Annotated in this window: 9 protein-coding genes; 7 read left to right on the forward strand and 2 right to left on the reverse strand. The window is 72.1% G+C overall.

What is annotated here, in order from left to right:
- Window positions 1-27: 27 nt before the first annotated feature.
- The 3 genes from ACFCY7_RS09665 to ACFCY7_RS09675 all read left to right on the forward strand — a co-directional run bounded on the left by ACFCY7_RS09665 (window position 28) and on the right by ACFCY7_RS09675 (window position 4654).
- Window positions 28-1356 carry an MFS transporter gene (locus tag ACFCY7_RS09665; protein ID WP_376482930.1) on the forward strand — a complete coding sequence of 443 codons (1329 nt, stop codon included), beginning with the start codon at window positions 28-30 and terminating at the stop codon, window positions 1354-1356.
- Between the two features lie 282 nt (window positions 1357-1638).
- Window positions 1639-3255, forward strand: a complete 1617-nt coding sequence (gene cimA, locus ACFCY7_RS09670) for a citramalate synthase (protein ID WP_376482932.1) — start codon at window positions 1639-1641, stop codon at window positions 3253-3255.
- Between the two features lie 43 nt (window positions 3256-3298).
- On the forward strand, window positions 3299-4654 hold the full coding sequence (locus ACFCY7_RS09675; protein ID WP_376482934.1) for a hypothetical protein: 1356 nt from the start codon (window positions 3299-3301) through the stop codon (window positions 4652-4654).
- Between the two features lie 27 nt (window positions 4655-4681).
- Here the strand turns inward: ACFCY7_RS09675 and dnaN are convergent, their stop codons facing one another.
- Window positions 4682-5785, reverse strand: a complete 1104-nt coding sequence (gene dnaN / locus ACFCY7_RS09680) for a DNA polymerase III subunit beta (RefSeq protein WP_376482936.1) — start codon at window positions 5783-5785, stop codon at window positions 4682-4684.
- Window positions 5786-5945: 160 nt separating this feature from the next.
- Here dnaN and ACFCY7_RS09685 point away from each other — a divergent pair, with 160 nt between their 5' ends.
- Window positions 5946-7097, forward strand: a complete 1152-nt coding sequence (locus ACFCY7_RS09685) for a serine hydrolase domain-containing protein (RefSeq protein WP_376482938.1) — start codon at window positions 5946-5948, stop codon at window positions 7095-7097.
- Window positions 7098-7214: 117 nt separating this feature from the next.
- Here ACFCY7_RS09685 and ACFCY7_RS09690 read toward each other — a convergent pair whose 3' ends face one another.
- Complete coding sequence (locus ACFCY7_RS09690) at window positions 7215-7826, reverse strand: YceI family protein (protein ID WP_376482939.1); 612 nt, start codon at window positions 7824-7826, stop codon at window positions 7215-7217.
- Window positions 7827-8050: 224 nt separating this feature from the next.
- Between ACFCY7_RS09690 and ACFCY7_RS09695 the strand changes: the two genes are divergently transcribed.
- From ACFCY7_RS09695 to ACFCY7_RS09705, 3 genes are all read left to right on the forward strand, one after another.
- Complete coding sequence (locus ACFCY7_RS09695) at window positions 8051-8560, forward strand: hypothetical protein (RefSeq protein WP_376482941.1); 510 nt, start codon at window positions 8051-8053, stop codon at window positions 8558-8560.
- A gap of 127 nt (window positions 8561-8687) precedes the next feature.
- Window positions 8688-12545: an endo-alpha-N-acetylgalactosaminidase family protein gene (locus ACFCY7_RS09700; RefSeq protein WP_376482942.1), complete on the forward strand. Its 3858-nt coding sequence runs from the start codon at window positions 8688-8690 to the stop codon at window positions 12543-12545.
- Window positions 12546-12781: 236 nt separating this feature from the next.
- Window positions 12782-14365, forward strand: coding sequence for an acyl-CoA carboxylase subunit beta (locus tag ACFCY7_RS09705; RefSeq protein WP_367823041.1), 1584 nt, complete (start codon window positions 12782-12784; stop codon window positions 14363-14365).
- The last annotated feature ends 6 nt before the right edge of the window (window positions 14366-14371 follow it).

A 14371-nucleotide genomic window follows, 5' to 3' on the forward strand; every position in this document is an offset into this window, starting at 1 on the left:
CGGCCGTCTCCGGCACGGTTCCGGTCCATGGGACGAGAGCACGGGAAGAAGATCTGGGTCGGCTCGGCCGGCAACATGGTCGAGTGGTTCGACTGGTTCGTGTACGCGAGCTTCGCGACCTACTTCGCGGGGGCCTTCTTCCCCGAAGGCGACGACACCGCCAAACTCATGAACACCGCCGGCATCTTCGCCGTCGGCTTCTTCATGCGCCCGGTCGGCGGCTGGCTGCTCGGCCGGGTCGGCGACCGGAAGGGCCGCAAGGCGGCACTGACCCTCACCGTCACCCTGATGTCCGCCTCCGCGCTCCTCATCGCCGTCGCGCCGACCTACTCCGCGGCCGGCTACGGCGGCGCCGCCGTCCTCCTGGTGGCCCGCCTCCTCCAGGGCCTCTCCGTCGGCGGCGAGTACGCCGCCAGCGCCACCTACCTCACCGAGGCCTCCGCGCCGGGCCGCCGCGGCTTCGCCTCCAGCTTCCAGTACGTGTCGATGACCGCGGGCCAGGTCCTCGGCCTCGGCCTGCTCCTCGTCCTCCAGCACACGATGTCCGCCGAGGCCCTGCACGCCTGGGGCTGGCGCGTCCCGTTCGTCATCGGCGCCCTCGGCGCGGCCGTCGTCTTCTACCTGCGCCGCACCATGCTGGAGACCGAGGTGTACGAGGAGACCGCCGGCGACGGGGTCGCGCGCGGCGACCAGGGCACCCTCAAGGCCCTCTGGGCGCACCGGCGGGAGGCCTTCCTCGTCGTCGCGCTCACCATGGGCGGGACCGTGGCGTACTACACGTACACCACCTACCTCACCAAGTACCTCTCGAACTCCGCCGGACTGCCGAAGCAGACGGCGACCCTGGTCTCCTTCTGCGCCCTGATCGCCTTCGCCTGCCTCCAGCCCCTGGCCGGCGCGCTCTCCGACCGGATCGGCCGCCGCCCGCTGCTCATCACCTTCGCCGTCGGCTCCACCGTCCTCACCGTGCCGATCCTGGCGATGCTGAAGCACGCGGGCTCCTTCTGGCCGGCCCTCGGCCTGTCCCTGCTCGCCCTCCTCGTCGTCACCGGCTACACCTCCATCAACGCGTGCGTGAAGGCCGAGCTGTTCCCCACCGGCATCCGCGCCCTCGGCGTCGCCCTGCCGTACGCGATCGCCAACGCCCTCTTCGGCGGCACCGCCGAATACGTGGCCCTGTGGTTCAAGGACGCCGGCATCGAGTCCGGCTTCTCCTGGTACGTGGCCGGCTGCGCCGCCGTCTCCCTGGTCGTCTACCTCGCGATGCGCGAGACCCGGGACATCGACCTGGCCCGGGTCGGGGCGGGCGACCCCGACGTCCCCGGGCAGCGGCGCGGGGGCCTGCCCGTATCGTGAGACCCCCGTCCCGCTGAACCGCCGGCTGTGTCAGACTTCCGGCGTGCTTGCTACCACGATGATTATCGGCAGCAGCGCGCCGGTCCGCAGTGGCCACTGAATCGCGGTACGACCCCCGCGGCAGTGGACACCGTGCCCCAGACCCGCGCGCAGACCTCTCGCACCCGCGAGGGGTTTTTTCGTTTTCCGGCCCCACCCACGCCGGAAACGGACGACGCGTGAGAATGGGGGCAAGTGGATCCAGACCTTCCGGAGCCACATCCGACAGGAGCCATCACAGTCATGACCACGGAGAACGCCGAGAGCGCGCCCCTCGACGACAGCTTCCATGTCTTCGACACGACGCTGCGCGACGGGGCGCAGCGTGAAGGCATCAACCTCACCGTCGCGGACAAGCTGACCATCGCACGGCACCTCGACGACTTCGGCGTGGGCTTCATCGAGGGCGGCTGGCCCGGCGCCAACCCGCGCGACACGGAGTTCTTCGCCCGCGCCCAGCAGGAGATCGCGTTCAAGAACGCGCAGCTCGTCGCCTTCGGCGCCACCCGCAGGGCCGGCGGCAACGCCTCCGAGGACCCGCAGGTCAAGGCGCTGCTCGACTCCGGCGCTCCGGTCGTCACCCTGGTCGCCAAGTCCCACGACCGGCACGTCGAGCTGGCCCTGCGCACCACCCTCGACGAGAACCTGGAGATGGTCCGCGACACCGTCGCCTTCCTGACCTCCCGGGGCCGCCGCGTCTTCGTCGACTGCGAGCACTTCTTCGACGGCTACAAGGCCAACCCCGACTACGCCAAGGCCGTCGTCCGCGCCGCGCACGAGGCCGGCGCCGACGTCGTCATCCTCTGCGACACCAACGGCGGCATGCTCCCCGCCCAGATCCAGGCCGTCGTCGCCACCGTCATCGCCGACACCGGCGCCCGCCTCGGCATCCACGCCCAGGACGACACCGGCTGCGCCGTCGCCAACACCCTCGCCGCCGTCGACGCGGGCGCCACGCACGTCCAGTGCACCGCCAACGGCTACGGCGAGCGGGTCGGCAACGCCAACCTCTTCCCCGTGGTCGCGGCCCTGGAACTCAAGTACGGCAAGAAGGTCCTCCCCGACGGCGCGCTCGCCGAGATGACCCGCATCTCGCACGCCATCGCCGAGGTCGTCAACCTCACCCCCTCCACCCACCAGCCGTACGTCGGCGTCTCCGCCTTCGCCCACAAGGCCGGACTCCACGCCTCGGCGATCAAGGTCGACCCCGACCTCTACCAGCACATCGACCCCGAGCGGGTCGGCAACACCATGCGGATGCTGGTCTCCGACATGGCAGGCCGCGCCTCCATCGAGCTCAAGGGCAAGGAGCTCGGCGTCGACCTGGGCGGCGACCGCGAGCTCGTCGGCCGCGTCGTCGAGCGGGTCAAGGAGCGCGAGCTCCGGGGCTACACGTACGAGGCCGCCGACGCCTCCTTCGAGCTGCTCCTCCGCGAGGAGGCCGAGGGCCGGGCCCGCCGCTACTTCCGCACGGAGTCCTGGCGCGCGATCGTCGAGGACCGCCCCGACGGCATCCACGCCAACGAGGCCACGGTGAAGCTGTGGGCCAAGGGCGAGCGGATCGTCGCCACCGCCGAGGGCAACGGCCCCGTCAACGCCCTCGACCGGGCGATGCGGGTGGCGCTGGAGCGCATGTACCCGCCGCTGGCCAAGTTCGAACTGGTCGACTACAAGGTCCGCATCCTGGAGGGCCGCCACGGCACCGAGTCCACGACCCGGGTCCTGGTCACCACCAGTGACGGCAACGCCGAGTGGTCCACCGTCGGCGTCGGCGAGAACGTGATCGCCGCCTCCTGGCAGGCCCTGGAGGACGCCTTCACGTACGGACTCCTCCGGGCCGGGATCGACCCGGCCGAATAGTCCATACATGTTCGGTTCGCCCCTGTTCGAGTAGTTTCGAACTATGAGGACCAGGGCGATTTCCACCGGGTCGGCCCTCGCGGGGCTGGCGATGCTCCTGCTGCTGGTCCTGGCACCCTTTGCGGGGGCCAGGGCCACGGGCGTCCCCGACGTGGCCGCAGCCCTGAAGCAGGGCCCGGTCTACGTCGACCCGGGCGCCGCCGGCCAGCTCTCGGCGGCCGACGCGAAGGCCCTCGCGCAGAAGATCGAGGACGCGGACAAACCGCTCTTCGTGGCCGTGCTGCCCGCGAACGCGCAATTCCCGCCGGAGAACCTCTTCCAGAACCTGCGGACCCAGACCGGCATCACGGGCCTGTACGCGATCCGGCTCGGCGACGGCTTCGACGCCCGCGCCGACCGCGCGGTGATGTCCCGGGACGCCGTGGACAACCTCGTCACCTCCGTACGGCAGCCGGGCGCCGACGCGGCCACCGAGCTGAACAACTTCGTCGACCAGGCCCTGCCCTCCATGCGCGGCTCCGCCCCCGCCTCCTGGAGCTCCGCCGGCGCGGACTCCGGCGTCCCGGTCGCCGGGCTCGTCACCCTCGGCGCGGTCGTCGTGGCCGGCGGCGCGGGCGCGTACGCCGTCGTCCGCCGCAACCGGCTCCGCAAGGAGGCCGAGGAGCGGGCGGCCCTCGACCGGCTCCGGGTCGTCGTCGACGAGGACATCACCGCCTTCGGCGAGGAACTGGAACGCCTCGACTTCCACCCCGCCGAACCGGGCGCCGACGACGCCATGCGCGGCGACTACGAACGCGCCCTCGACTCGTACGACTCGGCCAAGTCCCTCATGGCCTCCGCCGGGCGCCCCCACGACGTCCGGGGCGTCACCCGGGCCCTGGAGGACGGCCGCTACTCCCTCGCCCTCCTCGCCGCCCGCCGCGAGAGCCGGCCCCTGCCCGAGCGCCGTCCGCCGTGCTTCTTCGACCCGCGCCACGGCCCCGCCGTCGACGACCGCGCCTGGACCCCGTCCGGCGGCGCTCCCCGCCAGGTCCCCGTCTGCGCCGCCGACGCCGCCCGCCTCGACGACGGCCTCGACCCCCAGGCCCGTACGGTCGACACCGACGCGGGCCGCCGCCCCTACTGGGAGGCCGGCCCCGCCTACGGCCCCTGGGCGGGCGGCTACTTCGGCGGCGGCATGCTCCCCGGCCTCCTCGTCGGCACCATGCTCGGCTCCGCGCTCGCCACCCCGGCCTACGCGTCCGAGTACGGCGGCGGCGAGTTCCAGGGCGGCGACTTCTCCGGCGCCGACTTCGGCTCCGGAGACTTCGGTTCGAGCGACTTCGGCGGCGGTGGCTTCGGTGGTGGCGGCGACTTCGGCGGGGGCGGCGGCTTCGACGGCGGGGGCGGCGGGTTCTAGACGACAGGGCTCAGGGCTGCCGGGGACTCACACCAGCGGCTTCACCGACATCAGGAGGTGCCGGTGGGTCGGTTCGGGGCCGTCGGTGAGCAGGGCGCGCTGGCCGGGGCCGAGCAGGTGGAAGTGGAGGGCGGGGGCGTCCAGCGAGGTCAGCGCGTCCAGGAGGTAGCCGGGGTTGAAGGCGACCGTGAGCGACTCCGAGCCGGTGAGGGTGGCGGGGAGGAGCTGGGAGGCGACGTCGTCCCCGTAACCCGCCTGGAGGTGGAGGCCGGTGGGGGAGAAGGCCAACTGCACCGGGCTGTCGCCCTCGGCGACGACCGCGACCCGCTTGACGGCCTCGGTGAGCGGGGCCCGCTCGGTGATCGCGAGGGCGTGCTCGCCGAGGGTGAAGAGCTTGTCGTGGCGGGGGAGCCGGCCGTCGAGCAGCCGGGTGGTGGTGCGGGTTCCGGCGTTCTCGAAGCCGAGGGAGCCGGAGTCGAGGGCGAGGCGGGCCGGGCCCGTGCCGGCGAGGGAGCGGGCGATCTCGGTGAGGCGGCGGGCGGGGACGACCACGTCGGCGCCCTCCGCGGGTGCGCCCTCCAGCGGCTCCCACGCCAAGGTGCGGACGGCGTAGCGGTAGCGGTCGGTGGCGGCCAGGGTCATGGTCGTCCCGTCCAGGGCGAGCCGTATGCCGGTGAGGACCGGGAGGGAGTCGTCCCGGCCCGCGGCGACGGCGACCTGGGCGACGGCCGAGGCGAAGGCGTCGCCGTCGACCAGGCCGCGCACCTCGGGCAGCGAGGGCGCGGCGGGGTAGTCGTCGACCGGCAGCAGGGAGAGGCCGAAGCGGGCGTCCCCGGAGGTCACCGACAGACGGGCGTTCTCGACGGTGAGCCCGGCCTGTCCGCGGGGGAGCACCCGGCAGATGTCGACCAGCCGTCGCCCGAGGACCAGGGCACGGCCCTCGACGAGCGTGTCGGCCTCGACCTCGACGCGCGCCGAGGCCTCGTGGTCGAGTCCCGAGACCCACAGCCGGCCGTCCGCCGCCTCCAGGAGCAGTCCGCCGAGCACGGGCATCGGGGAACGGGTCGGCAGGACGCGCGCGGCCCAGGCCACGGCATCGGTCAACACGCCGCTGTCGATACGGATTTCCATGCCGCCGACGCTAGACGCCACCACTGACAACGCCGTTGACCGGCGCTTTCGCCGCACCGGTGCCGGGCCCCGGGGCGAACTCGGCCGCGCGGGAAGGTAATCGCGCCTTCGATCGTTCTATTGTTCGACCGCGATGGCGATACGCAGGGGGAGCAGAGTCATGACCGACGTCCACGGCACGGTGGAGCCCGGATTCGAGTCCGTACGGGAGGTCTTCGCGGCGATCGCCGCCGACGAGGCGCGGGACGGCGGCGCACAGCTCGCCGTGCACCACCACGGCCGGCTCGTCGTCGACCTCTGGGGTGGCGACGGCGTCGACGGGGACTCGCTGCTCGCGCTCTACTCCTCCTCCAAGGGGGCCATGGCCCTGGTCGCCGCACTCCTCGTCCAGGACGGCGTCCTCGACCTGGACCGCACGGTCGCCTCCTGGTGGCCCGAGTTCGCCGCCGAGGGCAAGGGCGGGCTCACCCTCCGGCAGCTGCTCGCCCACCGCTCGGGCGTGATCGGCGTGGACGGCGGCTTCTCGCTGGAGGAGCTCGCCGACGACCGCCGGATCGCCGAGCGCCTCGCGGCGCAGCGCCCCTTCTGGGAGCCGGACACCGGCCACGGCTACCACGCCCTGGTCATCGGCGCCCTCGTCGACGAGGTGATCCTGCGGGCCACCGGCCGGACGACCCGGGAGCTCTACGAGGAGCGGGTCCGCGCCCCGTACGGGCTGGACTACTACCTGGGCCTCCCCGAGGAGCTCGAACCCCGCTTCCGCGCCACCCTCCCGCTGCTGCCCACGCCCGACGAGCGGGCGTTCCTGGCGGCGAACCCGATCGCCCCCGACAGCCTCATGGGCATCGCCTTCAACCTCCACGCCGACCCGCCGCTCGACAACGCGGAGTACGGCAACGACCCCGGCGTCCGGGCGAAGGCGCCGCTCTCCGGCGGCGGCGTCGGCACCGCGCGCGGCCTCTCCCGGATGTACGCGACCATCGCCGGCGCGCTCGACGGCCGACCGCCGCTCCTCGCCCCCGACACCCTCGCCGAGTTCGCCCGGATCCATTCCCGGGGCACCGACCTGGTGACCGGCGAGGACAACGCCTTCGGCCTCGGATTCGTCCCACTGGCCACCCGCTACCCCTCGCTCACCCCCGCCGCCGTCGGCCACAGCGGCGCCCCCGGTTCGCAGGCCTTCGCCGACCCGGCGACCGGCCTCGCCTACAGCTACGCCCGCCGCCGCTTCGGCTTCATGGCGGGCCCGGGCGCGGCGGAGAACGACCGTCTGGTCCCGGCGGTCGTCGAGGCGGCCGCGAAGTCCGCCTGACGGGCCGGGGCCGGGGCCGCGGCCCCGGGAACGCCGAGCGCCCGCCTTCCGCTGCTGCGGAGGGCGGGCGCGCTCGTGTGTCCGGAGGCCCGGACGGGGCCGGAGGGGAGTCCGGGGTCAGGCGGCGTTCTTGATCGCGGAGATGTCGAAGTTCAGCTTGACCTTGTCGCTGACCATCACGCCACCGGTCTCCAGGGCCGCGTTCCAGGTGAGGCCCCACTCGGAGCGCAGGATCTCGGCGGAGCCCTCGAAGCCGACGCGCTCGTTGCCGTAGACGTCCTTGGCGGTGCCGTTGAACTCCAGGTCGATGGAGAGCGGCTTGGTGACGTCCTTGATGGTGAGGTCGCCGGTGACCCGGTACTTGTCGCCGCCCAGCTGCGCGGCCTCGGTGGAGCGGAAGGTCATGAGCGGGAACTGCTCGGCGTCGAAGAAGTCGCCGCTGCGCAGGTGGCCGTCACGGTCACCGATGCCGGTGTCGATCGAGGCGATCTTGACGTCGATGGAGGCGGTGGAGGCGCCCGGGTTCGCACCGTCGAGCTTCAGCGCGCCCTCGTGCTCCGCGAAGGTGCCGCGGACGTTGGTGACCATCGCGTGGCGGACGGTGAAGCCGATGCTGCTGTGCGCCGGGTCGATGCTGTACTCGCCGGTCAGGGCGGCGAGGGCGGGGTCGACCGGGAGGGTGGCGACGGCGGTGGCGGACTCGTTGCTCTTGCGGTTGAAGAGGCCCATGACATGCTCCTTGTCGGTGTTTGTTGAAGCTTCAACGAGAACGACTGTAGACCTATTCCGTTCAACTTTCAACATCTACGGAGAACGTTCACCCGAAAGGCCCCACGCCGTCGCCGACGCCCTCTGGCGGACGCGCGTAGAACTACGGCACCATCTCCCTGCGCGACGAGCACCACCTGCACAGCCGTCCCCACCCGACACGGTCACCAGCAGGAGGAACCCCCGTGAAGCTCCGCTCCGTCCTCACCGCACTCGCCCTCGTCCTGGGCGCCCTCTTCGCACCGGGATTCGGCGCCCTCTCCGGCGCCACCGACGCCCATGCCGTCACCAAGATCAGCCACGCCACCGCGACCTCGATGTTCAGCTCCTCCGGCATCACCTGGTCGTCGTCCGGCGGCTGCTCGAACCGCAACAACTCCACCTGCACGTCCTTCGAGCAGCTCAACCTCGCCACCGCCCAGGGCGCCCAGACCCTCAAGAGCGCCAGCGGCTGCGCCCTCAACATCACCGGCGGCACCGAGACCGGGCACGCGAGCGGCACGTACTCGCACTGGAACGGCTACAAGCTCGACTTCGCCAAGTACGCCTGCATCGGCAACTACATCAAGAACACCTTCACCTACATCGGGCTGCGCGGCGACGGAGCCCCGCAGTGGAAGTCCGGCGCCGGCAACGTCTACGCCGACGAGGGCAACCACTGGGACGTGACCTTCTACAACTGCGGCGGCTGCTGACCCCGGAAGCCCCAAGAAGCCCCCTTCGGCGGTCACTTGGACTAACCGAAGGGGGTTCTTGGACTGGAGGGGCCCGTACGGCGCGATCTCGTTGACGGTGCCGCCGGGGCGCGGCTGACTGTTCCGCATGTCCCTCCCCCTCTCCTCCAGACTCCGCGCGGCCTGCGCGCTCGCGGCGGCGTCGGCGACCGTGCTCGCCCTGACCGGGCCGGCCCTCGCCGACGCCGGCACGGTCGCCACCGCCCCGGCGGCGACCACCGCCGCGTCCGCCGTCATCGGTTCCGCCGAGCTCTCCGTCGCCGTCGCCGAGGACTTCCCCCGCGTCCTCTCGTACACCGACCGCGCCACGGGCGCCCGCCTCCTCGGCAGTACGGCCCCGGTCACCCAGGTGGTCCTCAACGGCACCGGCCACACCGTCCGGGTCGAGGGCGCACCCGTCCTGACCCCCGCGTCCGCCGCGTACACGCTGTCCTTCCCCGACCTGCCCGGCGTCGAGATCGACGCGGTCCTGGGCGTGGAGGGCCGGACCACCACGTTCCGGGTGACCGCGGTCCGCGACACCGAGGCCTTCCGGGTCGGCACCCTCGACATACCCGGCCACGACCTCGTCTCCGTCGGCTCCTCGGACGGCGGCGCCACCGCCTTCACCCGGCTCGACCCCGACTCCACCCGGACCGCCGACGTCTTCGCCCAGGTCACCGACACCACCGCCGCCGAGGCGAACCCCGTCGGCGCGAGCTACGCGATCGTCAACACCGGACGGCTGGCCGCCGCCGTCGAATCCAACTCCAGCTACGACAAGCCCTCCGGCGCCTCCGCCCGCGACGGCGCCCGCTTCTGGCACCAGGCCCGCAAGAACGGCACGGAGACCCGCGTCGGCGTCTGGTCCGGCCAGTGGACCTACCGGGGCGCCGGCGCCCCGCAGCCCGAGAGCGGCGACGGCCTGCCCTGGGCCAAGGTCGTCGTCACCCCCGACGCCAACGCCGACGGCACCACCGACTGGCAGGACGGCGCGGTCGCCTTCCGGACCATCGGGATCAAGGCCCCCGGCAGCGACGCGACCCCGGAGCGGGTCGTCGCCCACATCCCGTTCAACTTCGCCTCTCAGGCCACCCACCCCTTCCTGCGCACCCTCGACGACGTCAAGCGGATCTCGCTCTCCACCGACGGACTCGGCCAGTTCGCGCTGCTCAAGGGCTACGGCTCCGAGGGCCACGACTCCGCCCACCCCGACTACGGCGGCAACTACAACAAGCGGGCCGGCGGCCTCGGCGACCTCAACACCCTGCTCCGCGAGGGCAGGAAGTGGGGCGCCGGCTTCGGCGTCCACGTCAACGCCACCGAGTCGTACCCCGAGGCGAAGAACTTCAGCGAGACCCTCGTCGACAAGACCAAGCCCGGCTGGAACTGGCTCAACCAGAGCTACTACGTCGACCAGCGCCGGGACGTGAACAGCGGCGACCTCGCCCGCCGCTTCCAGCAGCTCCGCGACGAGACCGACCCCAACCTGTCGATGCTCTACATCGACGTCTACTACACCCACGGCTGGATCGCCGACAAGACGATGCAGGCCGTCCGGGCCCAGGGCTGGAACGTCGCCACCGAGTGGTCCGAGAAGTTCGAACGGGCCTCCCTCTGGTCCCACTGGGCCAACGACCTCGACTACGGCGGCGCCACCAACAAGGGCCTCAACTCGCGGATCGTCCGCTTCATCCGCAACGGAGAGAAGGACGTCTGGAACGACCACCCGGTCCTCGGCCAGACCGCCCTCGTGGACTTCGAGGGCTGGACCGGCGAGACCGACTGGAACGCCTTCTCCGCCAACATCTGGCAGCGCAACCTCCCCGCCAAGTACCTCCAGCGGCAGCGGATCACCCGCTGGGACGGCGACGACATCACCTTCACCGGCGGCGTCCGCGGCACCGTCGAGAACGGCCGCCGCACCTTCTACGAGAACGGCCGCAAGGTCCTCGACGGCGACAGCTACCTGCTCCCCTGGGACGGCGGCACGAAGCTCTACCACTACGCGAAGGCCGGCGGCACGACCAGCTGGGCCGTCCCCGCGGGGGTCCGCTCGTACACCGTCTACAAGCTCACCGACAACGGCCGCGTGCGGACCGCCACCGTGCGGCCCGTGAACGGGCGCGTCACCCTCGACGCCGTCGCCGGACAGCCCTACGTCCTCTACCCGGCCGCCGCCCCCGCGCAGACCGCCCCGCGCTGGGGCCAGGGGACCCCGGTGAAGGACCCCGGCTTCAACGACGCGCGGCTCGCAGGCTGGAGCAAGGCCGGCACCGTCACCCGCGACACCGACGCCCAGGGCCGCAACAGCGCGAAGCTCGCCGGCACCGCCACCGCCTCCGTCCGCCAGCGGATCACCGGCCTCGTCCCCGGCCGGCGCTACACCGCCTCCGCCCTCATCGAGGTCGAGCCCGGCGCCACCCGGCCCACCACCCTGTCCATCGGCGGGAAGGCCGTCACGGTCGAACGGTCCTCCCTGGAGGACCGGGTCGCCGCCTCCGACTGGAACGGCACCCGCCTCCAGCGCGCCAAGGTCACCTTCACCGCACCGGCCGACGGCTCCACCCCGCTCCTGATCCAGGCCGCGGGCGGCAGCGCGGCGACGGTCCGGATCGACGACGTGCGGATCGTGGCCAACGACCCCGCCACCCGGGCCGGGACCGCGGTCCACGAGGACTTCGAGGCCGTCGACCAGGGCTGGGGCCCCTTCCTCAAGGGCGACGCCGGCGGCACGACCGACCCGCGCACCCACATAGCCCAGCTCCACGCCCCCTACACCCAGGCCGGCTGGAACGGGAAACTCGTCGACGACGTCCTCGGCGGCGCCGAGTCCCTCAAGTCGCACGACGAGAACAGCGGCCTGGTCTACCGCACCGCTCCCTGGACCGTCCCGATGAAGGACGGCCACCGCTACCGCGTGGAGTACGACTACCAGTCGAGCCACGCGGGCGCGTACGAGTGGATCACCGGCTACGACCGCACGAACGGCACCGGGACGGCCGTCGAGACCCGCCGCACGCCGATCGGGCAGCAGCGGACCACCGGGCACTTCGCCGAGACCGTCACGGCCGGCTGCGGCGACACCTGGACCGGGCTCCGCAAGCGGGCCGACGCCCCCGACGGCGCCGACTTCGTCCTCGACGCCTTCACCGTCACCGACCTCGGCCCGGCCGCCGAGCGCGCCGCCTGCGGCACGCTCGCCATCGCCGCGCCCGAGACCCTGGAGCCCGGCCGCCCCCACGAGGTCACGGCCACCTTCGGCAACGACGAGGCCGCCGACGCCACCGGCGCCCTCGCCGAACTCACCCTCCCCGCCGGCTGGACCGCCGAGCCGGCCGCGCCGGTCGCCCTCGGCACCGTCGCGCCCGGCGCGAAGGCCACCGCCACCTGGCGGGTGACACCGCCCGTGGACGCCGCCTACCGGCCGTACGAGCTCGGTGCCGCGCTCACGTACGCCGTCGGCGGAGGCACCCGGCAGCTGACCCGCACCGCCACCGTCCGCACCCTGCCCCCGCCGCCCACCGCCGACAGCTGGGCGAGCGACCTGGAGTGGACCTCGGCCGCCAACGGCTGGGGACCCGTCGAGCGCGACCTCTCCAACGGCGAGACCGGCACCGGCGACGGCTCCCCGCTGCGCATCGGGGGAGTGGCGTACGCCAAGGGCCTGGGCAGCCACGCCCCCGCCCGGGTCCGCTACTACCTGGGCGGCCGGTGCACCTCGCTCACCGCCGAGGTCGGCGTCGACGACGTCCAGACGAGTCGCGGCAGCGTCAGGTTCACCGTTCTCGCCGACGGCACCGAGAAGGCGAAGTCCCCGGTTTTGAAGGCCACCGACAACGCCTGGCCGCTCACCGCGGACCTCACCGGCGCCTCGTACGTCGACCTCGTGGTCGACGACGGCGGCGACGGCAACGGCAACGATCACGCCGACTGGGGGAACGCGCGCTTCCACTGCGCGGACTGAGCCACCCCGGCGCCCGGAAGGCGTTAAGGTCAGGCGGTCGCTCTCCCGGTCACCCGGGGAGTGATCGCCTTTCCGTCTTTCCCGTCTATGTGGGACCCCTACAAACACAGGGGGTACCTGGCTGTCGACTCGGCCGGGGCAGGTGATGGTTCTGTCCAGCCCCACCAGGATTCGACACGCGAGACTGTACGGAGTCGACGGCGGAGTTTTCTTGGATGACTTCGTAGGGTCGGTACATGACCGTTGTGGACCAGATCCCGAGCGAGCCCGCTGACGCCCGTGGCCGAGTGGCCGAGCTGCACGTCCTGCGAGAGCAGGCGCTCCGCGGCCCGAGTGACCGCGCCACCGAGGCCCAGCACGCCAAGGGCAAGCTGACGGCGCGTGAGCGCATCGAGCTGCTGCTCGACCCTGGTTCCTTCAGCGAGGTCGAACAGCTGCGCCGGCACCGCGCCTCCGGCTTCGGCCTGGAGACGAAGAAGCCGTACACCGACGGTGTCATCACCGGCTGGGGCACGGTCGAGGGCCGCACGGTCTTCGTCTACGCCCACGACTTCCGCATCTTCGGCGGCGCGCTGGGCGAGGCCCACGCGACCAAGATCCACAAGATCATGGACATGGCCATCGCGGCCGGTGCCCCGCTGGTCTCCCTGAACGACGGAGCCGGCGCCCGTATCCAGGAGGGCGTCTCCGCCCTCGCCGGCTACGGCGGCATCTTCCAGCGCAACACCCGCGCCAGCGGCGTCATCCCGCAGATCTCCGTGATGCTCGGCCCCTGCGCGGGCGGCGCGGCCTACTCGCCGGCCCTCACGGACTTCGTCTTCATGGTCCGCGAGACCTCGCAGATGTTCATCACCGGCCCGGACGTCGTCAAGGCGGTCACCGGCGAGGAGATCACCCAGAACGGCCTCGGCGGCGCCGACGTCCACGCCGGCACCAGCGGCGTCGCGCACTTCGCGTACGACGACGAGGAGACCTGCATCGCCGAGGTCCGGTACCTCCTGTCGATGCTTCCGCAGAACAACCGCGAGAACCCGCCGACCGTCGCCTCCGAGGACCCGGCGGACCGCCGCTCCGACGTCCTGCTCGACCTGGTCCCGGCCGACGGCAACCGCCCGTACGACATGCACAAGGTCATCGAGGAGCTCGTCGACGACGGCGACTACCTGGAGATCCACGAGCGCTGGGCCCGCAACATCATCTGCGCCCTGGCCCGGCTCGACGGCCAGGTCGTCGGCATCGTCGCCAACCAGCCCCAGTCGCTGGCCGGCGTCCTCGACATCGAGGCCTCCGAGAAGGCCGCCCGCTTCGTTCAGATGTGCGACGCGTTCAACATCCCGATCATCACCCTTCTGGACGTACCCGGCTTCCTGCCCGGCGTCGACCAGGAGCATGGTGGGATCATCCGCCACGGCGCGAAGCTGCTGTACGCGTACTGCAACGCGACCGTGCCCCGGATCAGCCTGATCCTGCGCAAGGCCTACGGCGGCGCCTACATCGTCATGGACTCCCAGTCCATCGGCGCCGACCTGACGTACGCCTGGCCCACCAACGAAATCGCGGTCATGGGCGCCGAGGGCGCCGCCAACGTGATCTTCCGCAAGCAGATCGCCGAAGCCGAGGACCCCGAGGCCATGCGCGCCCGCATGGTCAAGGAGTACAAGGCCGAGCTGATGCACCCGTACTACGCGGCCGAGCGCGGACTCGTCGACGACGTCATCGACCCCGCCGACACCCGCCAGGTGCTCATCCGGTCCCTCGCGATGCTCCGCACCAAGCACGCCGACCTGCCGTCCCGCAAGCACGGCAACCCGCCTCAGTAAGAGGAG

It is taken from the genome of Streptomyces sp. NPDC056361 (assembly GCF_042262805.1).
Taxonomy (GTDB): Bacteria; Actinomycetota; Actinomycetes; order Streptomycetales; family Streptomycetaceae; genus Streptomyces.